At 69.3% G+C, this 22,592-nt stretch carries 25 protein-coding genes, 2 tRNA genes and 1 pseudogene; 14 read left to right on the plus strand and 14 right to left on the minus strand.

From position 1 onward, the window contains the following. Window positions 1-60: 60 nt before the first annotated feature. The 3 genes and pseudogenes from AC1HFH_RS20380 to AC1HFH_RS20390 form a co-directional block, all read left to right on the plus strand. Window positions 61-804, plus strand: a pseudogene (locus AC1HFH_RS20380) (metallophosphoesterase); the annotation flags it as partial. 88 nt (window positions 805-892) lie between these two features. Beyond that, complete coding sequence (locus tag AC1HFH_RS20385; protein ID WP_480244390.1) at window positions 893-1,228, plus strand: histone-like nucleoid-structuring protein Lsr2; 336 nt, start codon at window positions 893-895, stop codon at window positions 1,226-1,228. Window positions 1,229-1,542: 314 nt separating this feature from the next. After that, window positions 1,543-1,616: transfer RNA gene (locus tag AC1HFH_RS20390), tRNA-Pro, on the plus strand. Window positions 1,617-1,710: 94 nt separating this feature from the next. Here AC1HFH_RS20390 and AC1HFH_RS20395 read toward each other — a convergent pair. Further along, window positions 1,711-1,781, minus strand: a tRNA-Gly gene (locus tag AC1HFH_RS20395). Window positions 1,782-2,569: 788 nt separating this feature from the next. Between AC1HFH_RS20395 and AC1HFH_RS20400 the strand changes: the two genes are divergently transcribed. Further along, window positions 2,570-3,445 (plus strand): diguanylate cyclase domain-containing protein, encoded by an 876-nt coding sequence (locus AC1HFH_RS20400; RefSeq protein ID WP_480244391.1) that lies wholly within the window; start codon window positions 2,570-2,572, stop codon window positions 3,443-3,445. Window positions 3,446-3,451: 6 nt separating this feature from the next. Here the strand turns inward: AC1HFH_RS20400 and AC1HFH_RS20405 are convergent, their stop codons facing one another. Further along, window positions 3,452-4,249, minus strand: coding sequence for an Fpg/Nei family DNA glycosylase (locus AC1HFH_RS20405; protein ID WP_480244392.1), 798 nt, complete (start codon window positions 4,247-4,249; stop codon window positions 3,452-3,454). 3 nt (window positions 4,250-4,252) lie between these two features. Next, on the minus strand, window positions 4,253-4,726 hold the full coding sequence (locus tag AC1HFH_RS20410; protein WP_480244393.1) for a ribose-5-phosphate isomerase: 474 nt from the start codon (window positions 4,724-4,726) through the stop codon (window positions 4,253-4,255). 61 nt (window positions 4,727-4,787) lie between these two features. Here AC1HFH_RS20410 and AC1HFH_RS20415 point away from each other — a divergent pair, with 61 nt between their 5' ends. After that, window positions 4,788-5,819, plus strand: a complete 1,032-nt coding sequence (locus AC1HFH_RS20415) for a M48 family metallopeptidase (RefSeq protein ID WP_480244394.1) — start codon at window positions 4,788-4,790, stop codon at window positions 5,817-5,819. On the opposite strand, the gene AC1HFH_RS20420 is transcribed toward AC1HFH_RS20415, so the two are convergent. Then, window positions 5,816-6,478: a mycothiol-dependent nitroreductase Rv2466c family protein gene (locus AC1HFH_RS20420; protein WP_480244395.1), complete on the minus strand. Its 663-nt coding sequence runs from the start codon at window positions 6,476-6,478 to the stop codon at window positions 5,816-5,818. The two genes, AC1HFH_RS20415 and AC1HFH_RS20420, sit on opposite strands and share 4 nt — an antisense overlap. Window positions 6,479-6,633: 155 nt before the next feature. Here AC1HFH_RS20420 and AC1HFH_RS20425 point away from each other — a divergent pair, with 155 nt between their 5' ends. Both AC1HFH_RS20425 and AC1HFH_RS20430 read left to right on the plus strand, forming a co-directional pair. Continuing rightward, window positions 6,634-7,854, plus strand: coding sequence for an NAD(P)/FAD-dependent oxidoreductase (locus tag AC1HFH_RS20425; protein ID WP_480244396.1), 1,221 nt, complete (start codon window positions 6,634-6,636; stop codon window positions 7,852-7,854). Continuing rightward, entirely contained in the window at window positions 7,851-8,333 is a 483-nt protein-coding gene (locus AC1HFH_RS20430; protein ID WP_480244397.1) for an NUDIX hydrolase, read from the plus strand. The genes AC1HFH_RS20425 and AC1HFH_RS20430 overlap by 4 nt, the downstream gene beginning before the upstream one ends. A 57-nt stretch (window positions 8,334-8,390) precedes the next feature. Here AC1HFH_RS20430 and AC1HFH_RS20435 read toward each other — a convergent pair whose 3' ends face one another. Beyond that, on the minus strand, window positions 8,391-9,347 hold the full coding sequence (locus AC1HFH_RS20435; RefSeq protein WP_480244398.1) for an AraC family transcriptional regulator: 957 nt from the start codon (window positions 9,345-9,347) through the stop codon (window positions 8,391-8,393). Window positions 9,348-9,472: 125 nt separating this feature from the next. Here AC1HFH_RS20435 and AC1HFH_RS20440 point away from each other — a divergent pair, with 125 nt between their 5' ends. Next, on the plus strand, window positions 9,473-10,165 hold the full coding sequence (locus AC1HFH_RS20440; RefSeq protein WP_480244399.1) for an NAD(P)H oxidoreductase: 693 nt from the start codon (window positions 9,473-9,475) through the stop codon (window positions 10,163-10,165). On the opposite strand, the gene AC1HFH_RS20445 is transcribed toward AC1HFH_RS20440, so the two are convergent. Then, a complete protein-coding gene (locus tag AC1HFH_RS20445; RefSeq protein WP_480244400.1) occupies window positions 10,166-10,996 on the minus strand; it encodes a phosphoribosylaminoimidazolesuccinocarboxamide synthase in 831 nt (276 codons plus the stop codon). It abuts the gene before it with no gap. A 258-nt stretch (window positions 10,997-11,254) separates the two neighbouring features. Here AC1HFH_RS20445 and pepN point away from each other — a divergent pair, with 258 nt between their 5' ends. The 3 genes from pepN to AC1HFH_RS20460 all read left to right on the plus strand — a co-directional run bounded on the left by pepN (window position 11,255) and on the right by AC1HFH_RS20460 (window position 15,188). Beyond that, entirely contained in the window at window positions 11,255-13,843 is a 2,589-nt protein-coding gene (pepN, locus tag AC1HFH_RS20450) for an aminopeptidase N (protein WP_480244401.1), read from the plus strand. 152 nt (window positions 13,844-13,995) lie between these two features. Beyond that, entirely contained in the window at window positions 13,996-14,601 is a 606-nt protein-coding gene (locus AC1HFH_RS20455; RefSeq protein WP_480244402.1) for a ClpP family protease, read from the plus strand. After that, complete coding sequence (locus AC1HFH_RS20460; protein ID WP_480244403.1) at window positions 14,598-15,188, plus strand: ClpP family protease; 591 nt, start codon at window positions 14,598-14,600, stop codon at window positions 15,186-15,188. Before AC1HFH_RS20455 ends, AC1HFH_RS20460 begins: the two co-directional genes overlap by 4 nt. Before the next feature lie 85 nt (window positions 15,189-15,273). Here AC1HFH_RS20460 and AC1HFH_RS20465 read toward each other — a convergent pair whose 3' ends face one another. The 5 genes from AC1HFH_RS20465 to AC1HFH_RS20485 form a co-directional block, all read right to left on the minus strand. Next, the gene (locus AC1HFH_RS20465; protein WP_480244404.1) at window positions 15,274-15,648 is read right to left on the minus strand and encodes a helix-turn-helix domain-containing protein; all 375 of its coding nucleotides are present in this window, start codon (window positions 15,646-15,648) and stop codon (window positions 15,274-15,276) included. 204 nt (window positions 15,649-15,852) lie between these two features. Continuing rightward, window positions 15,853-16,257 carry a DUF5130 domain-containing protein gene (locus tag AC1HFH_RS20470; protein ID WP_480247919.1) on the minus strand — a complete coding sequence of 135 codons (405 nt, stop codon included), beginning with the start codon at window positions 16,255-16,257 and terminating at the stop codon, window positions 15,853-15,855. A gap of 46 nt (window positions 16,258-16,303) precedes the next feature. After that, the gene (gene ctaJ, locus AC1HFH_RS20475; protein WP_480244405.1) at window positions 16,304-16,579 is read right to left on the minus strand and encodes an aa3-type cytochrome oxidase subunit CtaJ; all 276 of its coding nucleotides are present in this window, start codon (window positions 16,577-16,579) and stop codon (window positions 16,304-16,306) included. A 43-nt stretch (window positions 16,580-16,622) separates the two neighbouring features. After that, window positions 16,623-18,248 (minus strand): glycoside hydrolase family 13 protein, encoded by a 1,626-nt coding sequence (locus tag AC1HFH_RS20480; RefSeq protein WP_480244406.1) that lies wholly within the window; start codon window positions 18,246-18,248, stop codon window positions 16,623-16,625. A gap of 171 nt (window positions 18,249-18,419) precedes the next feature. Then, on the minus strand, window positions 18,420-18,851 hold the full coding sequence (locus tag AC1HFH_RS20485; protein WP_480244407.1) for a globin: 432 nt from the start codon (window positions 18,849-18,851) through the stop codon (window positions 18,420-18,422). Between the two features lie 194 nt (window positions 18,852-19,045). Here AC1HFH_RS20485 and AC1HFH_RS20490 point away from each other — a divergent pair, with 194 nt between their 5' ends. Beyond that, a complete protein-coding gene (locus tag AC1HFH_RS20490) occupies window positions 19,046-19,756 on the plus strand; it encodes an HNH endonuclease (protein WP_480244408.1) in 711 nt (236 codons plus the stop codon). Window positions 19,757-19,766: 10 nt separating this feature from the next. On the opposite strand, the gene AC1HFH_RS20495 is transcribed toward AC1HFH_RS20490, so the two are convergent. Next, window positions 19,767-20,336, minus strand: a complete 570-nt coding sequence (locus AC1HFH_RS20495; protein WP_480244409.1) for a helix-turn-helix domain-containing protein — start codon at window positions 20,334-20,336, stop codon at window positions 19,767-19,769. A 66-nt stretch (window positions 20,337-20,402) separates the two neighbouring features. Between AC1HFH_RS20495 and AC1HFH_RS20500 the strand changes: the two genes are divergently transcribed. Together AC1HFH_RS20500 and AC1HFH_RS20505 are read left to right on the plus strand one after the other, a co-directional pair. Further along, entirely contained in the window at window positions 20,403-21,143 is a 741-nt protein-coding gene (locus AC1HFH_RS20500) for an AzlC family ABC transporter permease (RefSeq protein WP_480247920.1), read from the plus strand. Further along, window positions 21,128-21,445: an AzlD domain-containing protein gene (locus tag AC1HFH_RS20505; protein WP_480244410.1), complete on the plus strand. Its 318-nt coding sequence runs from the start codon at window positions 21,128-21,130 to the stop codon at window positions 21,443-21,445. Before AC1HFH_RS20500 ends, AC1HFH_RS20505 begins: the two co-directional genes overlap by 16 nt. A gap of 12 nt (window positions 21,446-21,457) precedes the next feature. On the opposite strand, the gene AC1HFH_RS20510 is transcribed toward AC1HFH_RS20505, so the two are convergent. Together AC1HFH_RS20510 and AC1HFH_RS20515 are read right to left on the minus strand one after the other, a co-directional pair. Beyond that, on the minus strand, window positions 21,458-22,126 hold the full coding sequence (locus tag AC1HFH_RS20510; protein WP_480244411.1) for a DUF8185 domain-containing protein: 669 nt from the start codon (window positions 22,124-22,126) through the stop codon (window positions 21,458-21,460). A gap of 13 nt (window positions 22,127-22,139) precedes the next feature. Next, complete coding sequence (locus AC1HFH_RS20515; protein ID WP_480247921.1) at window positions 22,140-22,562, minus strand: acyl-CoA thioesterase; 423 nt, start codon at window positions 22,560-22,562, stop codon at window positions 22,140-22,142. Between the last annotated feature and the right edge of the window lie 30 nt (window positions 22,563-22,592).

The raw sequence follows: 22,592 nt of genomic DNA on the forward strand, positions 1-22,592 counted from the left end.
GAGTACCGGACGATGGACACGATGACTCCGGACAGCCATTCGCACCGTACGCCACCCGCGGATCGTCGGGAGCTGTCCGGCCCGTTCGATCTGATCGGCGATGTGCACGGATGCCGAGCCGAACTGGACACGCTGCTCACCGAGCTCGGGTACCTGGTGGAATACGACCCGCACGGCCGGGCCGCCGGTGCCCGGCACCCGGACGGCCGCATCGCGGTGTTCGTCGGCGACCTGGTCGACCGCGGTCCGGACACCCCCGGCGTCCTGCGGCTGGTGATGGGCATGGCGGCAGCCGGAACCGGTATGTCCGTGCTGGGCAATCACGACTACAAGCTGGTGCGGGCGCTGGACGGGCGCAGGGTGCGGATCGCGCACGGTCTCGCCGAATCGCTGCGGCAACTGGCTGCGGAAGAACCGGAATTCCGAGCGGCAGCGCACGAATTCTGCCGCGGCCTGCCCGCGCATCTGCTGCTCGACGACGGCCGGCTGGTGGTGGCCCACGCCGGCCTGCCGGAGCAGTTCCACGGCGTCGACTCCGGACGCGCCCACGCGTTCGCCCTCTACGGCGCCCCGACCGGCCGAGTCGATGAGAACGGGCTACCGGAACGCTATCCGTGGGCCCGGGACTATCGGGGTGGGGCCACCGTGGTCTATGGGCACACTCCGGTCGCGACCCCGGAATGGCTCAACAACACGCTCTGCGTGGATACCGGCGCCGTGTTCGGCGGCCGGCTCACCGCGCTGCGCTATCCGGAGCGGACCGCGGTATCGGTTCCGGCCGAGCAGGTCTGGAGTTACCGGCCCGCCTGAGAACTGCAAGTTGCTACGGCGTGTCGAGGCGGATTAGCATCGTCGCGCTCACCCACCGCCACGTTCAACGGAGGAACGCCTGATGGCACGTAAGGTCACCGTCGAGTTCGTCGACGACTACGACGGACAGTCCAAGGCCGATGAGACTGTGGTTTTCGGCCTCGATGGCGTCACCTACGAAATCGACCTCTCCGTACTGAATGCCGGCGCCCTGCGCGGCATCTTCGAGCGGTGGACCCCGTACGCCCGCAAGGTGGGCAAGGCGCCCAAGAGCTCGGCGCGGACGGCGAAGTCCACCGGCAACAACCGGGAGCAGACGGCCGCAATCCGCAAGTGGGCCCGGGAGAACGGCCACGAGGTCTCCGACCGTGGCCGCATTCCGGCCGATATCGTCGAGGCCTATCAGAAGGCGAGCTGAGGCGCGAAACGGATGGGCCGGGTCATGCCGGTGTCCGAAGCACATTGCCGGACGGGATGATCCGGTCCACCGGTGCCCTACCGGCCGGCGGCCCGCGGTCGCGGCGCACTGCCCGCGATCCGCGCGGCCATTCTCCGTACCCGCCGCGCCCGTCGCATCGGCAACCGGCTGACGGCCGACCCGGCCACGCACCGGCACCGGCTCACCCGATATCCGGATTCGGTACCGTTTTGACGCCGTGACCGCGATACCGGTAGTTTGACCAGGCCGACGCCCGATTCTACGGGACGGCACACCGGGAGCGGCCCGGTAAACGGGGTGTGGCGCAGCTTGGTAGCGCACCCGCTTTGGGAGCGGGTGGTCGCAGGTTCAAATCCTGTCACCCCGACACATGGATCGACCCTCCCCTACTCAGGGAGGGTCGATTTCTTTTCTGGCCCAGGTACCGAAAAACCCGCCCTGACCAGGGCGGGTTTTTGTTGAGCGGGTGACGGGAATCGAACCCGCACCATCAGCTTGGAAGGCTGAGGTTCTACCATTGAACTACACCCGCAGGCATACGACATCGATGGGATCGCCACGATGCCGTGTGCGCCATGACTGTACCGAATCAACTGCGGTCGACGCCAATCCACCCCCCTCCCAATGCCCGAACAGCTGTTCCCGGGTGCCCGATTGGTGACTTTCGACCCTGTCGCTCACCCCCGGCGCGACCGGAAGATGGTGGCGGATCGAACTCGCTCACCACATCCCGACCCGGATTTTAAAGGAACATTTTCCTGAAAATCCCCCCGGTCGGACGGGGGTACGGAACCATGGAGGGGGCACGGCTCCGCTGCCACACCGCAGCCGCCGCCACCGACGAACATCGGTTAGGACAGCCCATGAACCACCCGGCCACTGCGGCATCCCCGCAGCCACCGCGACCGCCACCGGATCGGGGCGACACACTGCGGCTTCGCAACTTCTCGAAAAATCTCGAAAAAGTGTGTAACGCCGAGCCGGCTGCAGCGATGTCATAGCCGATCGCCATTCGCGAGGGCCCGAGCACACCAAGAACGTGTTACAAATGGTGAGTTCTCGGTTCCGAGTGGCTTGCTAGGATCCTTTTTGCCGGACGGGGGTATCTGGAAAGGGGGCGGTGAGCGTGCGCCGGATTCGGTGGGCACAACCGCGTAGCAGTGCGAACGATCGAGGTGTCACGGCCACCTGTGTGCGTACAGGGCGGCTGCACAACACCACCGGCCGCTGGTGACGGCGATGCGACAGCACGTCGAGCCACCAGTAGCCGTCATGGCCCGATCCTGGGCTCGCGCCGTATGCGCGGAGCCGGGCTCACCCGTGGCACCACACCAACTCGAACCGGTCCTCATCGACATCGTGGAGCGACTGCTCCATCTCGCCCGGACCGAGCCGTTTCCCGTCCCGCAGGCCCGCCGCCTCGGCGCCCGGCTGGCCGAGGCGCCCTTCGAGCGGACCCGGATGCTGGCCCACGCGACCCGCTGGCTGCTGGGATTTCCGTCCGGGGTACCCGGATCCCTGGTGGCCACCCGCTGGCCGCTGGTCGCCAGCCAGGCCATCGACAGCTATGCCCAGGCACTACAGGAACGGGCCCTGGCCCAGCAGGAGGAGAACATCTCGGCGAAGGTCTCGCTGCGGGTACAGGAGATCGCTGCACTGCAGCACCGACTGCAGCACGAGGCCACCCACGACGCGCTGACCGATCTCGCCAACCGCACCCTGCTGCAGGAGCGGGTGCGCACCATGGCCGCGGACCCGGCGCGAGGTGTCGGGGTGTTGGTCGTCGACCTGGACCGGTTCAAGCAGATCAACGACGGATACGGCCATGCCATCGGCGACGAGGTGCTGGTCGAACTGGCCAACCGGTTGCGTGAGGTCTGCCCGCCGGACACGGTGATCTGCCGGTACGGCGGTGACGAATTCGTCGTCGCGGCCAATCCACGGCACGACACGCTCGGCGAGCTCGCCCATCGGGTCGTTGCGGCACTGCGCGATCCGGTGTGGTCCAGTGCGGGCCCGGTTCCGGTGTCGGCCAGTGTCGGCACGGCCTTCTGCCCACCGGGCAGCAGCTGCGATTTCACCGACCTGCTGCGCCGCGCCGATCGCGCCATGTACTCCGCCAAGTCGGCCGGCGGCCGGCGCTTCGCCCTCGCCGAACCCCGCAGCCCGGGGCTGGGTGAAGCCGTCGCCGGCTGATCCGGATCAGCCGGGCTGGCAGGTCGGGCACCAGAACAGATTCCGCCCCTCCAGCACCGCATGTGCCACCGGCGTGCTGCACACCCGGCACGGCGCCCCGGCACGCCGGTACACATAGGTGCGCGGCCGGTCGGCGGCGTAGGACGGTTCACCCCGGTCGTGTTCGGGCCGCACCACGTGCATGCGCCCGGTGCGCACGCCGATCGGCATGAGCTGCACCAGGTCTGCCCACAGCTGCGCCCACTCCGCGGCCGAGATCGACCGGCCCGGACGATGCGGTGAGATCGCCTGCCGGAAAAGCACTTCCGCCCGGTAGACATTGCCGACTCCGGCGACCACCGATTGGTCCATCAGCAGCGCTCCGATCGTCCTGCGCGACCGGCGGATTCGGGTGCCGGCGCCGACGTGATCGGCTCCGGGGTCCAGCGGATCGGCGCCGAGCCGTGCGATCAGTGCGTCGACTTCGAGGGGAGTGCGGACCGAACAGGTGGTCGGCCCGCGCAGATCGCATCCGAATTCGGTGCCCTCCAACCGCATCCGCACCTGCCCCACCGGTGCGCCCAGCGGCAGCACCGCATCGGTGAAGGTGCCGTAGAGCCCCAGGTGCACATGCACCGTCAGCCCCGAGTCGTAGTGGTGCAGCAGGTGTTTACCGTGCGCCCGGGCGGACACCATGGTCTGCCCGTCCACCCGGGCGGCTCCCTCGGCGAATCTGCCCTGCGGGCTGGACACCCGGACCACACCGCCCGCGAACCGCTGCTGATGCAGCCGGGCCAGGCGGTGCAGCGTGTGGCCTTCGGGCACTGCTCAGTAGGCGGGCACGGCCGGGGCTTCCCCGGTCTTCTCGTACTCGGCGAGGATGTCGATGCGCCGCTGGTGCCGCGGCTCGTCCGACCATTCGGCCGCCAGGAACGCGTCCACGATGGCCAGCGCCTCCTCGGTGCTGTGCATCCGGCCGCCGATGCCGATCAGCTGGGCATTGTTGTGTTCGCGGGCCAGCTTCGCGGTCTCGGTGCTCCAGGCCAGCGCACACCGGGCGCCGGGCACCTTGTTCGCGGCGATCTGCTCACCGTTGCCGCTGCCGCCGAAGACCAGGCCGAGGCTGCCCGGGTCGGCCACGGTACGGCGGGCCGCCTCGATGCAGAAGGCCGGGTAGTCGTCCAGGGCGTCGTATTCGAGGGCGCCACAGTCGACGACCTCGTGTCCCGCCTGGTCCAGATGGGCCTTGACGTGATTCTTCAGTTCGAAACCGGCATGGTCGGCACCCAGGTAAACGCGCATGCCGAGATTGTGTCAGGCCGCTCGGGAACCGCTCCGGGGCGGGGTCTCTACAGTTCATTTCATGCAGCCGTACGAACCGCAGCCCGAATGGGCTCGACCTTTCACGGCCGGGGGGCCGACGTTCACCGGTGTCCCGACCGCAGGTTTTCCGGTGCCCGGACCGATCCCGGGAAGTCCACGGCCGGCGGCCCGGGGCCTGGGACCGTTCGACCGACCGGCCCGGCACCCATGGGAGATCCCCCTGCTCACCGTCGTGGTGATGGTGACCGGGGTGTCCTTCCTGATCGCCCTGCTCCTGCTGGTCCTGACCGTCCTGGACGGTCGCGAACCCGGGCTGTTCGTACTCGCGCTGGTCTTCGCCCCGATCCTGGTGTGGTTCGGCCGCGGGATGAACTTCGCGCGGATGCGGACCAACGGCGTGAAGATGTCGCCCACCCAGTTCCCCGAGGGCTATCGGATGGTGCAGGAGGCCGCTGCCCGGTTCGGGATGGCGCAGGCACCGGACGCCTACGTGGTGCTGGGCAACGGCCAGATCAATGCCTTCGCGTCCGGGCACGGATTCCGCCGGTTCGTGGTGGTCTACAGCGATCTGTTCGAAATCGGCGGTGCGGCAAGGGAACCGGACGCACTCGCATTCATCATCGGCCACGAGGTGGGGCATATCGCCGCCGGCCACGCCTCGTACTGGCGCCAGCTGGGGATGTTCGTGGCCCCGTATCTGCCGGTGCTGGGCAGCTCGCTGATCCGCGCACAGGAGTACACCGCCGACAATCACGGCTTCTGCAATCGGCCCGACGGTGCGTTGCGCGCCATGGGCACGCTGGCGGCAGGCAAGTACCTCAACACCAGGGTCGGCGCCGACGAGATGGCCGACCGGGCCGCCACCGAGCGGGGCGGCTTCATCTGGCTGACCAACGCGATGTCCACCCACCCGGTACTGACCTGGCGGATGTGGGCACTGCGGGACCGCAGCAGGCACGGCAACCTGTTCCTGCGTCCGGCCCGCCCGGCCGGGGCGGTCGTGCCACCCCCGGCCGGGTATCGACCTGCGGATCCGGCCACGGCGACGCCGCCGAAGCCGACCGAGGGTTAGTCGAAGACCGGCTCCTCGTCGCGGGTCCGCTTCAACTCGAAGAAGTGCGGGTAGGAAGCCAGCGCGACGACACCGTCCCACACGCGTCCGGCGTCCTCGCCGCGCGGAATCCGCGACAACACCGGGCCGAAGAAGGCGACACCGTTGACGTGGATGGTCGGAGTGCCGACATCGGGCCCGACAGCGTCCATCCCGGCATGGTGGCTGGCCCGCAGTGCCTCGTCGTATTCGCTGCTGGTCATGGCCTGGGTCAGATCTTCCGGCAACTCCAGTTCGGCCAGGGCGTCGGCGACCACCGCGGCAAGGGTTTCGGCCGTGCTCGCGCGCTCGTATTCCGCACGCCGGTCGTGGATCCGGCTGCCCAGCGCGGTGTAGAGCTCGGGCAGGATCGCGTCGCCGTGTTTCTGCGCAGCGGCGATCGCGACTCGGACCGGCCCCCAGCCGGCCGCCATCAATTCGACGTACTCCGGCGGCAGCTCCCGGCCTTCATTGAGCACCGCCAGGCTCATCACGTGGAACTTCACCTCGATATCGCGGACCTTCTCGACCTCGAGAATCCAGCGTGAGGTGATCCAGCACCAGGGACACAGCGGATCGAACCAGAATTCGGCGACGTCTTTCCGGGTCCGGTCGGTGGTTTCCGCTGTCGGCTCGCTCATCAGGTCTTCCTCTCGGCGGCGGGGCGCGGCGGGTCCGTGCCCACAGTTGATGCAACCGACGCGGCGGGCGAATCGTTCCCCGGCGGCGGCCGGCGGTCTACGCTCGAAGGAGCGTGCGCCGAGCCATCCGATCCGGATCGAAGAGGAGCCAGCTCATGAGCTCGAACCCGCATTTCGTCATCGTCGGCGGCGGCCTGGCCGCGGCAAAACTCGCCGAGGCGCTGCGCGCCGAGGACTTCGACGGCACCGTTACGATGCTGGCCGCCGAGGAGGAACTGCCCTACGAACGGCCACCCCTGTCGAAGGAACATCTGGCCGGTAAGCAGTCGCTCGCGGATTTCACCGTGGATACCGCCGCCTGGTATCGCGACCACCACATCGATCTGCGGCTCGGCACCACCGCCACCGCCTTCGACCCGGTCGCGCAGACGGTGTCGCTGCCGGACGGCAGCACCCTCGAATACGACCGGCTCGCACTTGCCACCGGTTCCCGGCCCCGGACGTTGCCCATACCGGGCGCGGACGCCCCGAACGTGTACACGCTGCGTACCATCGACGATTCGGACACGCTGGTGCAATTGCTGCAGTCGGCGCGCCGGATCGCCATCATCGGGGCGGGCTGGATCGGGCTGGAGGTCGCCGCGGTCGCCCGGACCCGGGGGGTCGAGGTGACCGTGCTGGAGGCCGCCGAACTGCCCTTGCTGGGTGCGCTGGGCCCGGAGATGGGCGAGGTGTTCGCCGAACTGCACCGCTCGCACGGCGTGGACCTGCGATTGGGCGCTCGGGTCCGCGAGATCCGGCTGCACGACGAGATCGCCGACGGTGTGGTGCTCGACGACGGCAGTACCGTCGATGCGGATGGCGTCCTGGTCGCGGTCGGTGCGGCACCGAATATCGAAGCGGCGGTCGCCGCCGGGATCGCCACCGATTCAGGTGTTCTGGTCGACGAGGCGCTGCGCACCAGCGATCCCGATGTGGTGGCGATGGGTGATATCGCCGAACAGCAACATCCGTTGCTGGGCCGGCGGATCCGGGTGGAGCACTGGGCGAATGCACTGAACCAGCCGGAGGTGGCGGCCCGCACCATGCTCGGCAAACCGGCGGTCTACGACCGGCTCCCCTACTTCTTCACCGACCAGTACGACCTCGGCATGGAGTACAGCGGTTTCGTTCCGCGGGACGCCGACGCCCGGGTGGTGGTCCGCGGCGATGTGCGCACTTACGAGTTCATCGCGTTCTGGCTCGATTCCGGTAACCGGGTGCTGGCCGCGATGAACGTCAATATCTGGGATGTCACCGACCGGCTGCAGGAGCTGATCCGGTCCGGCGAGCCGGTCGACCCGGATCGGCTCGCCGATCCGGCCGCACCGTTGTGACGGCTGCCCGATACAGCGCCGGAGTCCTGGTCTGCCGGCCGGCGGCGGACGGTGTCGAAGTTCTGCTGGGCCATCTCGGCGGGCCGTTCTGGGCGAAGAAGGACCGTGCGGCGTGGTCGATCCCGAAGGGGGAATACGAACCGGCCACCGAACAGCCCCGGGCGGCCGCGGCTCGCGAATTCACCGAGGAACTCGGACTGCCGGTACCCGAAGGCCCGTGGACCGACCTCGGGGAGGTGCGATACCGCAGCGGCCGGGGACCCAAGATCCTGCGGGTATGGGCGGTGTTCGGCGACCTCGACGCCACGGCGGTGGTACCCGGCACCTTCGAGATGGAATGGCCGCCGCGTTCCGGCCGCACCGGCATTTTCCCGGAGATCGACCGCGCCGCCTGGTTCACTCCGACAGTCGCCCGCGACAAGCTCGCCACCGGCCAGCATCCGTTCCTCGACCGGATCCCCCACCGCCCACCGGAGTGACCACTCACCGCGGCTGCCCCGCTCGACCGGTCCCCGGGCAGCGTCGTTGTGGGCGCGTCAGCCGGACAGCGCGACCGGGGCCGGCCGGGTGGCCGCGCGGAACGCCGTCGGACTCTGGCCACGGTGACGTTTGAACGCGGCGCTGAAACCGAACGCATCGGCATAGCCGACCGATGCGGCCACCTCGGCGACACTGCGCGCGGAATCCGCGAGGAGCTCCTCGGCCTCGGCCATCCGCCACTCGGTCAGATACGCCAGCGGCGGCTCGCCCATCAGGTCGGTGAACCGGCGGGCGAACAGCGCCCGGGACACCGCCGCCTGGGTGGCCAGCTCCGCGACCGTCCAGCGGTGGCCCGGCCGGTTGTGCATCGCGGTGAGCGCCGGCCCCACGACCGGGTCGGCCAGGCCGCGATACCAGGCGGGCGCGCAGTCGCCTGCGTTCGCCAGCCAGGTGCGCAAGGTGTGCACGAGACCCCAATCGAAGAGCCGGTCCATCAGCGCCTGCGCACCGGCCTGATTGCCGACGACCTCGGCGGCCTCACCGCACCAGCCGCACATCTGCGATTCGTCACCGACGACCAGCACCGGCGGCAGGGCGCGCAACAGCCGTTCATGCCGGTTTCCGGTCGCGCGGTAGGCCCCGACCACGAGCTCCGTCGTCGCCTCGCCGGCCGGTACCGGCGTCGGCGACCCGGGCGCCACGCCCACGGGTGAATCGCATTCGCCGGGCAGGAAACAGGAGATCTCGTAGGCGGTGTGCGCCCGGACGGCCGAGCCGGGGTGGTCCGCCAACCGGAACGGCTCCGGCCCGCGCACCACGGCGGTGTCCCCGGCGGTCAGGACGCGGGTTTCGCCGCCGGGCAGCAGCAGCGTCCCGCCGCCACGCAGGACGGTCAGCATCACCAGCGGGGCCCGATCGGTGAACTCGATCACCCAGGGTGCATCGAGCACCGCCCGCGCGACGACCGACCCTTCGGCCCGAATCCCACTCAGTAGCGAACTCAACGGATCCACACCGACATCGTAGACGATTTCCTATCGAACAGAGATCATCAACCATAGATAGTCCAGGCGATCCGGGGTGTACTCGAACAGCGGCGAAGCACCGCCGACAACATTCGAGCAGGAGGACCGCACCCGTGTACGAGCAGCCCACACCGACGCCAGCGGAGCAGCCGACGGCCCTGGTGGTGATGGCCCACCACCGCGGCGACTCACTCACCGCACATATCGCCGAACTCGCGAGCGAACGGCTCGCGGCCGCGGGCTATCGGCTCGACCGGCTCGATCTGCACGCCGAGGGCTTCGATCCGCGGATGACGGTTGCCGACCAGCCCGACTGGGGCAACCGCGAGAAGGTCTACTCGCCCGAAGCCGAGGCACAGATGCAGCGCATGTTGGCCGCCGACCTGATCGTGGTGGCCTTCCCGGTCTACTGGCAGAGCGTGCCCGCCCTGCTCAAGGGCTGGATAGACCGCGTGTGGAACTACGGCTTCGCCTACGGCCGCAGCACCCCGCGGCTCGCCGGGAAACGGATCCTCTGGCTCGGCCTGGCCGGCGCCGCGGGCGACGATCCGATCACCGACGGCATGCGCACCGTGCTGGAAAATCAGCTCAACGACGGTATCGCCTACTACTGCGGCTTCGCCGAATCCCGGGTCGGCCTGCTACTCGACGCCGAGGAACAGCCGCAACGGATCGACAGCGAGGGCAACCTGATCGTGGGTGACGCGATCACCGGCGACGCCCGGACCCAGCACTATGCGGCGCTCGACGCCCGCGCCGCCGGGTTCGTCGACGACTTCGTCGCAGCGGACCGGGTCCCCGCCTGATCAGGCTCCGTCCCAGCGATTCCCGGTGATCAGTTCGTAGGCTTCCTGGTACTTGGCCCGGGTCGCGGCCACGATATCGGCCGGGATCTCCGGGCCCGGGTACTCCTTGTTCCAGCCGGTCGAGGTGGACCAGTCCCGGACGAACTGCTTGTCGAAGGACCGCTGGGGCCGGCCCGGCTCCCAGTCGTCGGCCGGCCAGAATCGCGAGGAGTCGGAGGTCAGCACCTCGTCCCCGAGCGTGAGGGTGTCACCGTCCCAGCCGAATTCCAGTTTGGTGTCGGCCACGATCACCCCACGCTCGGCAGCGTGCGCGGCGCCGCGCGTGTAGATGTCCAGGGTCAGTTCCCGCAGCCGCTCGGCGACCTCGCGGCCCTCCTGCGCCACCACCTGGTCGAAGCTGATCGCCTCGTCGTGTCCTTCGGCCGCCTTGGTCGACGGCGTGAAGATCGGCTCCGGCAGTTTGTCGCCGTCGCGCAGCCCCGGGGGCAGCGCGATACCGGATACGGTGCCGGACTGCCGGTACTCCTTCAGCCCCGATCCGGTCAGGTAGCCCCGGGCGATGCATTCGACCTGCACCATCTTCAGCGGCTTCACCCGGATCCCGCGACCGGCGAATTCGGCGGGCACATCGGTGGCCGACACCACATGGTTCGGCACATCGGCGAAGTACTCGAACCACCAGTTGGACAGCTGTGTCAGCAGCGCGCCCTTGCCCGGGATCGGGGTGGGCAGCACCACGTCGTACACCGAGACCCGGTCGGAGGCGACGAGCAGCAGGGTGTCACCGTCGGCGTAGAGGTCGCGGACCTTCCCGGCGTGCACATGCTTCAACGGTCTTCTCCTGTGTGGTCGGCGCGGAGGCGCGGGGACGAGGACAGCGCACCGAGACTACGCCGCCACCCTCCGGTGCCCGGCAACCGCCGTCACAACCGCCTCCCGTGGTCACCCGCCCACCGAGGTCGTCCGTTCCACCGCCGGTTGCGCACGCACCGGCCCGGCTGGTGGCATTGTGGACGCTGTTGCGACGCCGGTGGCCCTCCGCCGCGCGGCTCGCCCGTGCCGTGTTCGTCCAAGAGCGAAGGAGTTCCATTGTCTGCCCCGAATCTCACCCGAGAACAGGCGATCGAGCGAGCCGCCACCGTACAGGTGCAGAACTACCGGATCGAACTGGACCTCACCGATCAACCGCGCAGTGCCGATTCCGCGGTCTCCGGCACCTTCGGCTCCACCACCACGGTCACGTTCACCGCCGCACCGGGCGCGAACACCTTCATCGACCTGGTGGCCGAACGCGTACACTCGGCGGTGCTGAACGGCACGCCGCTCGACGTGTCCGGCTACGACGAGGAGTCCGGAATCGCACTGACCGGGCTCGCCGAGCACAACGAACTGGTGGTGCGCGCCGACTGCGAATACTCGCACACCGGCGAGGGACTGCACCGCTTCGTCGACCCCGCCGACGACCGGGTCTACCTCTACTCCCAGTTCGAGACCGCCGACGCCAAGCGGATGTTCGCCTGCTTCGACCAGCCGGACCTCAAGGCCACCTACGACGTGGTGGCGACCGCTCCGGCCGACTGGGAAGTCGTCTCCAACGGGGCCCCGGTCGAACAGCACGAGGTCGGTGCGGTGGTACGGCACACCTTCGCCACCACACCGCGGATGAGCACCTACCTGGTCGCGATGATCGCCGGGCCGTACACCAAGTGGACCGACACCTACCGCGACACCCACGGCGAGATTCCGCTCGGCCTGTACTGCCGGGCCTCCCTCGCCGAGTTCATGGACGCCGAACGGCTGTTCACCGAAACGAAGCAGGGCTTCGGCTTCTATCACGCCAACTTCGGCCTGCCCTACGCCTTCGGCAAATACGATCAGCTGTTCGTTCCGGAGTTCAACGCCGGCGCGATGGAGAACGCCGGCGCGGTCACCTTCCTCGAGGACTACGTGTTCCGGTCCAAGGTCACCCGGGCCTCCTACGAGCGCCGCGCCGAGACCGTGCTGCACGAGATGGCGCACATGTGGTTCGGCGACCTGGTCACCATGAAGTGGTGGGACGATCTGTGGCTCAACGAATCGTTCGCCACCTTCGCCTCGGTGCTGTGCCAGGCAGAGGCCACCGAATACACCAGTGCCTGGACCACGTTCGCCAACGTGGAGAAGTCCTGGGCGTACCGCCAGGACCAGTTGCCCTCGACCCACCCCATCGCCGCGGACATCCCCGATCTGGCCGCGGTGGAGGTGAACTTCGACGGCATCACCTATGCCAAGGGCGCCAGCGTGCTCAAGCAACTGGTCGCCTACGTGGGCCTGCAGCCCTTCCTGGCCGGGCTGCGGGACTACTTCGCCGAGCACGCCTACGGCAATGCCACCTTCGACGATCTGCTGCAGGCACTGGAGAAGGCCTCCGGGCGGGACCTGTCCACCTGGGGTGCGCAGTGGCTCAAGACCACCGGGCTCAACATCCTGCGCCCGGACTTCGAGATCGAACCGGGCGGCACCTTCTCCCGGTTCGCCGTCGTCCAGGAGGGTGCCGAACCGGGTGCCGGGGAACATCGGGTCCACCGCATCGCCGTCGGCGTCTACGGCGAGGACGACGGCCGGATCGTCCGCACCCACCGGGTGGAGCTCGACCTGGCCGCCGCCGGCCGCACCGAGGTGCCCGAACTGGTCGGCGTCCGGGCCGGCCAGCTGGTTCTGGTCAACGACGACGACCTCACCTACTGCTCGATGCGGCTGGACCCGGATTCGCTCGACGTGGTGGTCCGGCGCATCGACGAGATCGAAGAATCGCTGCCCCGCACCCTGTGCTGGTCGGCAGCCTGGGAGATGACCCGGCAGGCCGAGATGAAGGCCCGCGACTTCGTCGCCCTGGTGCAGCGCGGCATCGGCGGCGAACCGGAGATCGGCGTGGTGCAGCGGCTGCTCATGCAGGCGCACACCGCCCTGGCGAGCTACGCCGATCCGGAGTGGGCGGACCGGCAGGGCTGGCCGGCCTTCGCCGACCGGCTGCTGGAACTGGCGCAGGCCGCCGCCCCCGGCTCCGACCACCAGCTCGCCTTCGTCAACGCCCTCACCGCCGCCAAGCTGGACGACCGGCACCTGAACGTGCTGGCCGGAGTGCGCAGCGGCGCCCCGGACAACTACGGCCTGACCGGGCTGGTGGTGGACACCGACCTGCGGTGGCGGCTGGTCCGGGCGCTCGCCGCGGCCGGCCGGGTCGACGCGGACGGTCTCGCGACACCCGAAATCGACAAGGAGCTGGCGGCCGACCCGACCGCGGCGGGCCGCCGACAGGCCGCCGCGGCCGCCGCCGCCCGGCCGATCGCGGAGGTCAAACAGCAGGCCTGGGACACCGTGGTCGGCGACGACTCGATCCCCAACATCACCGCCCGCGCCATCGTCGGCGGATTCGCACCGGCCGGCCAGGAGGACCTGCTGGCACCGTATGTGGCCCGCTACTTCGCCGACATCCCCGCAGTCTGGGAACGACGCTCCAGCGAGGTGGCCCAGACCGTGATCATCGGCCTGTACCCGAGCTGGGCGATCAGCACCGACGCCGTCGCCCGGGCCGACGAATTCCTGGCCGGCGATCACCCGCCCGCCCTGCTGCGCCTGGTCTCCGAAGGAAAGGCGGGAATCGAAAGGTCACTGCGCGCCCGCGCGCACGATGCGTGAGTGCGGAACTCTGAAGTCTGCCAGGTTCGCCCGGTTGTTCCGGGAGGCGATCCGGCGTTGGGGCGGGTGCTGGGTAGCGGTGCTGCTGTGGGCGGATCTGCCGACAGCAGCATTGCCTGCCTCGGGTGGTTGCGGGCGGGCACGGTGGGTGCATGGCACACGACGACAAGCTCCCCATGTTCGACAGGCAGGCGCGTGATCGCTTGTTCGCGCGGCGCATTCTGGTTCTCGACGGCGGACTCGACGACGACAACGGCACGCTGCTGACCACCCAGCTGCTCAGCCTCGCGGCCGAGGACGCCGAGGCACCGATCTCGCTGTGGATCCACTCCCCCGGCGGTTCGGTTCCGGCGATGCTGGCCATCCGGGATGTGATGCGGTTGATCCCGGTCCCGGTCAGCACGCTCGCGCTCGGGCTGGCCTGCAGTGCGGGTCAGTTCCTGCTCTCCTCCGGCACTCCGGGACATCGCTTTGCGCTCCCGCACGCCCGGATCCTGATGCATCAGGGATCGGCGGGGATCGGCGGGTCGGCGGTGGATGTCGAGGTGCAGGCGGACGATCTGCGGCACACGGTCGATACCGTGCTCGGACTGATCGCCGCCGACACCGGGCAACCGTTCGACCGGATCTACGAGGATTCCCTGCACGACCGCTGGTTCACCGCCGAGCAGGCCCGCGAATACGGCTTCATCGACCGGGTCGTCGATTCCTTCGAGCAGGTGCTGCCGGAGCGGCCGCGGATCGGGGTGCGGGCGTGAGCAGCTACACCATCCCCAATGTCATCTCGTCACATCGCGGCGGCGAGCGGATCACCGATATCTACTCGCACCTGCTCAGCGAGCGAATCGTCTACCTGGGCACGCCGATCGACTCCGGTGTGGCCAACGCCATGATCGCCCAGCTGCTGCATCTGGAATCGGAGAGTCCGGAACGCGAGATCAATCTCTACATCAACTGTGCGGGCGGCGATCTGCAGGCGATGCTGGCGGTCTACGACACCATGCGGTTCATCCAGGCACCGGTGGCCACCACCTGTGTCGGGCAGGCGATCGCCGTGGGCGCGGTACTGCTCGCCGCCGGTGCGCCCGGCCGCCGCTCGGTGCTCCCGCACACCCGAGTGGTGCTGCACCAGCCGGCCACCCGCGGCCAGGGCGCCATCCCGGACCTGATCCTGCAGGCCGACGAGATCGTCCGGATGCGGGCGGCCCTGGAGGAGATCCTGTCCCGGCACACCGGCCAGGAAGTGGCGACCCTGCGCCGCGACACCGACCGCGACCGGGTGTTCACCGCACCGGCCGCGATCGACTACGGACTCGCCGACCGAGTCCTGGAGGCCAGGATGTAAACGGGATCAGGCGGTGTTCATGCGCCTGACCCCCGAGGGCCTCTTCGGGACGCCGGCAGGCCCTGCCGCCTCCGGCCCACCGGGATCAGGCGGCGAGCAGCACGGTGCCGGACCCGGTCGGTCCCGAACCCGGGGCGACGGTGCCGGTGATCCGGGCCCGGCGCAGGCGCAGCACCTCGGCGACGTCACCGGTCAGTTCGGCGAGCGAGGTGCCGAGGGCGCCGGCGAGGGCGGCGATCATCTCGCTGGAGGGTTCCTTGCGGCCCCGTTCGACCTCGGACAGGTACTGCGGCGAGATCCCGGCCCGGCCGGCGGTCTCCACCAGGGTGGCCCGCTGCTGCTTGCGGCGCTCGCGCAGCCGGTCGCCGAGTACATCGCGCCACAGCGGTTCGGGCCGGTCGGTGCGGCTCGGCTCGGGCCGGCCACCGGGGATCAGCTGGAAGGGGTTGCGCTCACTCATGCGGGCACCTCGCTGCGCTCGGTTCCGGCACGAGCGAGCAGCTCGGCTGCGCCCATGATCTCGCTCATGCAGTCGAGCGTAGGCGGACGGCCTCGGCCGACCGGCCGCTTTCTGCTGTGAGCGGAAAGCCGGGCGGCTCGGGCGCCGGAAACGACTCGGCGCGTCACCTTCGGTCGGTGACGCGCCGGGAAGCCGATGCCGGGATCAGCGGCCGATGGCAGCCGCCATCACCCGCACGGCCGAGACCAGGCCGTCGATCAGATTGCCCTGCCGGATCGAGGCGAGCGCCGCGGTGGCACCGAGCTGGCACACCCGGTCGGTGGCCCGATCGGCCACGTCCTTACCGGAGCGAACCTCGATCGCCCGATCGTTCGGGGAGACGGCCAGCAGCACCGAACTCGCCGCCTCCGGGGTGTTCGGGAACACCTGGTCGGCCCCGGCGGCCGGGTCGGAGCCCAGGTCGCCGATGTAGATGTTGAACCGGACCTTGGTCGCACGGGTGGCCTCGATGAGTGCATCGTCCATCGCCACGCGTTCGTCGTCGCTGAACGGCACCTCGTCGAAGACCTGACCGGCCTCGTGCACACCGGACACCCGCCCGCTGCTCATCAGCGCGTACCCGTGCGGAAGGTCGGCCTCGACCACCGCGGGCCACTTAGAACTTGCCACTTGCCCGGCCTCCGATCAGCTCCGCCTGTGCGGCCTCGATCGCCGCATGGTCGCCGTGCGGCGCGGCATGATGTCCGCCCGCCGCGGTCACCTCGTCGGTCGCACTCCACAGCACCGGCGAATGGGTCCACTTCTGCCCGAGGTCGTAGTGGGCCGGCTTCGCACCGGGAAGCGGCTTACCGAGGTACGACAACCCGGCGATCGCGACGTAGATCGCTGCCGGAATGCCGACGAAGATCAGCACTGTCTCGAGAATGCTCACGGTCCAACGGTAGACGATGCCGTGTAGTAGTTCATCCACCACCTCATCGGTCGGCCGTTGTGTCGCCGCCGATCAGCCACGCGGCGGCATCGGCGGGCAGCGCATCCCCGGTCAGCGGAGCGCTGGCCAGCAGCAGTTCACCCGGCGGCAGCGGGGTGGGTGTACCGGAGGCGTTGAGGACACAGGTCAGCCCGCCGGGCCGCCGGAAGGCCAGGCATCCTTCGGGGCTGCCGTACCAGTCCACCCGAGCACCGGCGAACTCCGGGCGTTCCCGCAGTTCGATCGCCTGCCGGTACAGCGACAGGGTCGAGTCCACGTCTTCGAGCTGGGCTTCGACGGTACGTTCGGCCCAGTCGAGGGGCGCCGGCAACCACGCCCGGTCCGCGGTGGTGAATCCGAACGGCGGGCGGGCGCCCTCCCACGGCAGCGGCACCCGGCAGCCGTCCCGGCCGCGTTCGGCATGCCCGGACCGTTCCCAGACCGGGTCCTGCAGGACTTCCTCGGGCAGGTCGTCGACATCGGGCAGCCCCAGCTCGGCGCCGTTGTACAGGAAGACCGCCCCGGGCAGCGCCAGCTCGACCAGCAGCATCGCCTGGGCCCGGGCCAGCCCGACGGTGCCGCCGCCGTACCGGCTCACCTCCCGGGACACGTCGTGATTGGACAGCGTCCAGGTGGGCGGGGCATCGACGCCGGCGACGGCGGCCAGCGAACCGTCGATCGCGGTCCGGATGTCCTCGGCGGTGAATCGGGTCTCGGCCAGCCGGAAGTTGAACGCCAGGTGCAGCTCGTCCGGACGGAGGTATTCGGCGAACCGCTCGTTGTCGTCCACCCAGACCTCCCCGATCGACACCGCGTGCGGGTAGTCGTCCAAAACCGCCCGGAGGCGCCGGTGGATGCGATGCACGCCCGGATCATCGAAGCGGGGATCGGCGTCGTCGCGCCAGTGCAGACCGGTGGGCAACTGCTGCATATCCGGCAGTCCGTCCGGCTTCGCCATGCCGTGCGCGACATCGATCCGGAACCCGTCGACGCCGCGGTCGAGCCAGAACCGCATGGTCTTCTCGAAATCGTCCGCGACCTCGGGGTTCTCCCAGTTCAGGTCGGGCTGTTCGGGAGCGAAGAGGTGCAGGTACCACTGCCCCGGACGTCCGTCCGCCTCGGTGACCCGGGTCCAGGCCGGACCACCGAACACGCTCGGCCAGTTGTTCGGCGGTGCACTGCCGTCGGGCCCGCGGCCGTCCCGGAAGATGTAGCGCGCCCGTTCCGGGCTGCCCGGAGCCGCCGCCAGCGCCGCACCGAACCACGGATGTTCCACACTGGTGTGGTTCGGCACCAGATCCATCGTGACCTTGATTCCGCGGTCGTGGGCCTCGCCGATGAGCGCGTCCAGGGCCGCGATCCCGCCGAAGAGCGGGTCGATGTCGCGGGGATCGGCCACGTCGTAGCCACCGTCGGCCTGTGGTGAGCGCATCACCGGGCAGATCCACAAAGCGTCGACCCCGAGCAGTTCCAGATAGCCGAGTTTGTCCCGGACGCCGCCGAGATCACCCACACCGTCGCCGTCGGAATCGGCGAACGAACGTGGATATACCTGATAGAAGACGGCGGACGTCCACCACGGCTCGTCCCTGTGGTCCCCCGGCACCGGTGCAGCAGGTGTCTGTGTCACACGACGCATTATTCCCATACGGCCGCGCTACGCCACACTCGGCACGACCGAATCGACCTACTGGCTAATTGCCAGCATTCTCGAAAGAACCGTTTTCACATCACGATATCCGAGTTGCACACAGCCGAGGGACAGCTCAGCGAACGCACCGCACCCGGTCGGCGTACTTCGTCACACCGTAGCGTTCTGCAGCGAGAACGCAGCCATCTCGAAGTAGTCGAGCATCGCCTTGCGATGCTCGTCGTCCAGCACCGACGGCTCGATCTCGGCGACGGCGATGCGCATGCACCGCAACCAGGCGTCCCGCTCCAACGGACCGACACTGAACGGCATGTGCCGCATCCGCAGCCGCGGATGCCCGCGTTCGTCGGAGTAGGCCCGCGGACCACCCCAGTACTGTTCCAGGAACATCCGCAACCGCCGCTCGGCCGGGCCCAGATCCGCCTCGGGATACAGCGGACGCAGGATCTCGTCGGCAGCGACCTCACGGTAGAAGACCTCGACGAGCCGCCGGAAGGTGTCGGCACCACCGACCGCCTCGTAGAACGACGTCGTTGCCTGCTCGCGGGTGCCCTCGGGGGCGGCCCCACCCTCGGTTGTCATCGGATCCTCTCGCTCGGGTTCACCACCATTGTGCCTGCCGGACCACATCGGTTACGAACATGCGCCGCTTCAACCACAGTTCACCCGACATTGTCGGAAATTACCGTGCAACCGCGGGCGAAGCGTGGTCAACTGGGTGGCAGTATCTGCCCCGGATACCACATGATCCTGCCAATCATGAAATCGAGGTCCAGATGAAGCAGCGGCACCGCGCGCGCTCCCACCAAGCGCGGGCACACCGACAACTCCAGCCCGCCGACGTCCACAACCGTGGGTCGGGGGCTACTCCGCTGCATATCGTGTCCGATCATGGAACGGGTACGAGCGGCCGTCACGACAGATCACACGCCGCTCGCCCCGCCCCGGGCGAAGCGCCCGGTCCCGGCAACTGGCGTAAACGCCGGGTCCTCCTGCTCAACGCCACCTACGAACCACTCACCGCACTGTCCGCACGTCGCGCAGTCGTTCTGCTGATCTGCGACAAGGCCGATTCGGTGCACGACAATCCCGAGGCACCCGTACTGCACTCGGCCGGCGCCGAAGTGGCGATCCCCTCGGTCATCCGATTACGGACCTACGTCCGCGTGCCCTACCGCGCCCGGGTGCCGATGACCCGGGCCGCACTGATGCACCGGGACCGCTACCGGTGCGGCTACTGCGGCGGCAAGGCCGAGACCATCGACCATGTGATCCCGCGCAGCCGCGGCGGCGAGCACTCCTGGGAGAACTGCGTCGCCAGCTGCGCCCCGTGCAACCACCGCAAGGCCGACAAGCTGCTCGCCGAGCTCGGCTGGAGCCTGAAGGCACCGCTGGTCTCGCCGAAGGGGCCGCACTGGCGGCTGTTGTCGACGACCGCCGACCTCGATCCCACCTGGCTGCAGTATCTCGGCGAGGGCGCTGCCTGACCGGACGTCGCTACGGGGTCTCGATGACCATCGTGGCCCAGGTTCCGGGAGCCAGGGCCTCGAAGATATGCGGCAGATCACCGCGATAGCGGATGTAGTCGCCGGGACCGATCTCGACCGGGTCGTCGGCGGGCCCCACCCGGGCCCGCCCGACGGCCAGCACGACGTGCTCCACCACTCCCGGCGTATGCGGATCGGAGCTGCGCATCTGCCCGGGTTCGGCGGAGAGCCGGTAGACATCGCAGCGGGTGCTGGACTTCCCGGCGGCGAGCAAAGCTACCCGGTAGTCGGCACCGGCCGCCGGTACCTCGGCGCCTTCGTCGGCCCGGATCACCTCGACGCTCGGGCGGGGCGGGTCGAGCAGCCGGGAGAACGGCATCTCGAGTGCCACGCACAGGGCCCACAGCGTCTCCAGGCTCGGGTTACCGGTGCCCGATTCCAACTGGGAAAGTGTGGATTTCGCCACACCGGCCCGGTTCGCCACCTCGGTGAGCGACAGCCCGGCCCGGGTCCGCTCCCGCCGCAGTGACGCCGCGATCACCGCCTGCGGCGGCCCGTCGACCGCTTGCTGCCGGTCCATCCAACGCTCCCTCGGCTCGAGTTTCCGCGTTGACTTTACCCAGCCGAAGTGTTCACCATAGAAAACATGCGTTCGATGTGGCGAACACTGGATCGGGACAGCCGCACCGCGGTCGCGGCGACCTGCCTGGCGGTGGGCGTCATCGGCGTGTCGTACGGAGCCACCACGGTGGCGGCGGGATTTCCGATGTGGCTGCCCGTGCTGATGGCCGCCATCGTGGTTGCCGGCGGGTCGGAACTGCTGTTCTTCGGCATTCTCACCGCGGGCGGCAGTGTGGTCGCGGCGGCCCTGGCCGGCCTGCTGCTCAACGCCAGGCACCTGCCGTACGGGCTGTCCGCCCCGGACGTGTTCGGCCGCGGCGCTCGCCGCCTGCTCGGCGTGCACATCCTCAACGACGAATCGGTGGCCTTCGCCCTCGCCCCCGGCGGCCCGGAGCGTAAACGAGCGGCGTTCTGGAGCGCCGGACTGGGTGTTCTGCTGTGCTGGCCCGCGGGTGCCGCGATCGGGGTGCTGATCGGTGCGGCGGTACCGGACCCGGCCGCGTTCGGGCTGGATGCAGTCTTCCCAGCGGTCCTGCTGGCGCTGTTGCTGCCCGCGCTCCGGGATCGCGCCACACTGCGCGCGGCCGGGGTCGGTGCGGCGCTGGCCGTAGCCCTCGCCCCGTTCGTCCCGGCGGGCCTGCCCATTCTGCTGGCCCTGGGCGGGCTGGTATTCGCGCTCGGCCGGCCCACCACCCCCGACGACGGCACGGGCGCAGGCGCACCGGCCGCCCCGGCCACCGAGGAGGTCCCGTGTCCATCCCGCTGATCGCCGCGGTCGTCGTACTCGCCGCCGGAACCTATGCCCTGCGCTGGGCCGGTCCGGCGCTACGCACCCGGCTGCGGTTTCCCGCGACGGCGACTCGGCTGCTCGACGTCGGCGCCGTGGTCCTGCTGGCCGCCCTGGTCGCGACCACCGTGCTACCCACCGGCTCCGGCGAACTCGGGATCGCGCTGCCCGCGGGCGTCGGTATCGGTGGCCTGCTCGCCTGGCGGCGGTGCCCGCTGCTGATCACCGTGCTCGCGGCCGCAACCACCACCGCAGCTCTGCGGCTACTGGGATTGCCCTGAGCGGGCTCGACATCAGGTCGGGGTCAGCGGCAGGCCACCACCGATACGGCGGGCCACCGAACCGAAACGTGCGTCCAGACGCAGCCAGGTGCTCCTCGCCCGGACCCGCACGATCTCGGCGGGCGGAATCCGCTGCGACTCGGCTCGATCCCCGGAATGCGGCACGAAATCCATCGCGGTCAAGGCGAATACGACCCGCATCGGCACTTGCACCGCCGTCCCGGAACCGTCGGTCACGGTGAGCACCGGCTGATCCAGCAGCGAGGCGGGCGGGCCGTGGCCGGAACCGTGTTCCCGGGCCAGCCGGCTGCCCTGCTCGGCCAGCTCCACCAGGGCCCGGGCCGGAACATCATCGATATGCGCGAAGCCGTCGACGGGCGGCAGCGCCCCGCGCCAGGCCGAGTCCAGGGCATAACCCAGTTCGATCGGATGCCCGCCCGGCAAGCCGGCGAGCACCGTATCGGCGCCCACGGTCACATCGTCCACGCCGAGCGAACCGGTGACCGTCCGCGTCGCCAGCGTCTCGAACCCGGTCGGCACCCAGGCGGTGACCAGGCTCGAACCGCGGCGGCGCAGCCGCACCACCACCGCCGGGTCCAGGCGCTGCGCCCGGGTCAGGAAGGTGGCCAGATTCTCCCGCTCGGCGGGGTCGGGCAGGTACAGCACCCGCTGGTCGCTCATCGCACCCGGTCCGTCACGCCATCCATTCCGACAGATACTCGCGTTCCGCCTCGGTGAGCCGGCGCAACCGCTGGGTATCGATGTCGAAGGCGGCCAGCTGGGTGGTCGCGGTGACCGCAGGCATCGAATCGGGCGCCGCACCGCTGGGCCGGACCTCGTAGGCGACGGTGAAATCGACCGCCCGCAACTGCTCCACCCACATCGCGATATCGAGCGGAGTGTCCTCGTGCCGAAGCTGACCCCGATACTTCACGTGCAGGTCGGCGAGCACGCAGCCCTTCCGCAGCGAAGCGGTCGGGCGGCTGTCCTCGAACAGCCAAGGGATGCGGGCCTCCTCCAGCAGCGTCACCATCCGGGCGTGGTTGATGTGCTGGAACACATCCATATCCGACCAGCGCACCTCCACCGGCGAGTGATAGCGCCGGGGCAGTGTCATGGCCGCAGCGCTTCCCGAACCGTTTCCGTG

It is taken from the genome of Nocardia sp. KT25-26 (assembly GCF_056627695.1).

What these genes read in the sequence shown, in the direction of transcription:
- AC1HFH_RS20415 (WP_480244394.1), top strand. Translation starts at nt 4,788, where the DNA reads ATGCAGCCGTACGAACCGCAGCCCGAATGGGCTCGACCTTTCACGGCC.
- AC1HFH_RS20425 (WP_480244396.1), top strand. Translation starts at nt 6,634, where the DNA reads ATGAGCTCGAACCCGCATTTCGTCATCGTCGGCGGCGGCCTGGCCGCG.
- AC1HFH_RS20510 (WP_480244411.1), bottom strand. Translation starts at nt 22,126, where the DNA reads ATGAGCGACCAGCGGGTGCTGTACCTGCCCGACCCCGCCGAGCGGGAG.
- AC1HFH_RS20485 (WP_480244407.1), bottom strand. Translation starts at nt 18,851, where the DNA reads ATGACAACCGAGGGTGGGGCCGCCCCCGAGGGCACCCGCGAGCAGGCA.
- AC1HFH_RS20455 (WP_480244402.1), top strand. Translation starts at nt 13,996, where the DNA reads ATGGCACACGACGACAAGCTCCCCATGTTCGACAGGCAGGCGCGTGAT.
- AC1HFH_RS20420 (WP_480244395.1), bottom strand. Translation starts at nt 6,478, where the DNA reads ATGAGCGAGCCGACAGCGGAAACCACCGACCGGACCCGGAAAGACGTC.
- AC1HFH_RS20410 (WP_480244393.1), bottom strand. Translation starts at nt 4,726, where the DNA reads ATGCGCGTTTACCTGGGTGCCGACCATGCCGGTTTCGAACTGAAGAAT.
- AC1HFH_RS20465 (WP_480244404.1), bottom strand. Translation starts at nt 15,648, where the DNA reads ATGAGTGAGCGCAACCCCTTCCAGCTGATCCCCGGTGGCCGGCCCGAG.
- AC1HFH_RS20515 (WP_480247921.1), bottom strand. Translation starts at nt 22,562, where the DNA reads ATGACACTGCCCCGGCGCTATCACTCGCCGGTGGAGGTGCGCTGGTCG.
- AC1HFH_RS20495 (WP_480244409.1), bottom strand. Translation starts at nt 20,336, where the DNA reads ATGGACCGGCAGCAAGCGGTCGACGGGCCGCCGCAGGCGGTGATCGCG.
- AC1HFH_RS20490 (WP_480244408.1), top strand. Translation starts at nt 19,046, where the DNA reads ATGAAGCAGCGGCACCGCGCGCGCTCCCACCAAGCGCGGGCACACCGA.
- AC1HFH_RS20470 (WP_480247919.1), bottom strand. Translation starts at nt 16,257, where the DNA reads ATGAGCAGCGGGCGGGTGTCCGGTGTGCACGAGGCCGGTCAGGTCTTC.
- AC1HFH_RS20500 (WP_480247920.1), top strand. Translation starts at nt 20,403, where the DNA reads ATGCGTTCGATGTGGCGAACACTGGATCGGGACAGCCGCACCGCGGTC.
- AC1HFH_RS20385 (WP_480244390.1), top strand. Translation starts at nt 893, where the DNA reads ATGGCACGTAAGGTCACCGTCGAGTTCGTCGACGACTACGACGGACAG.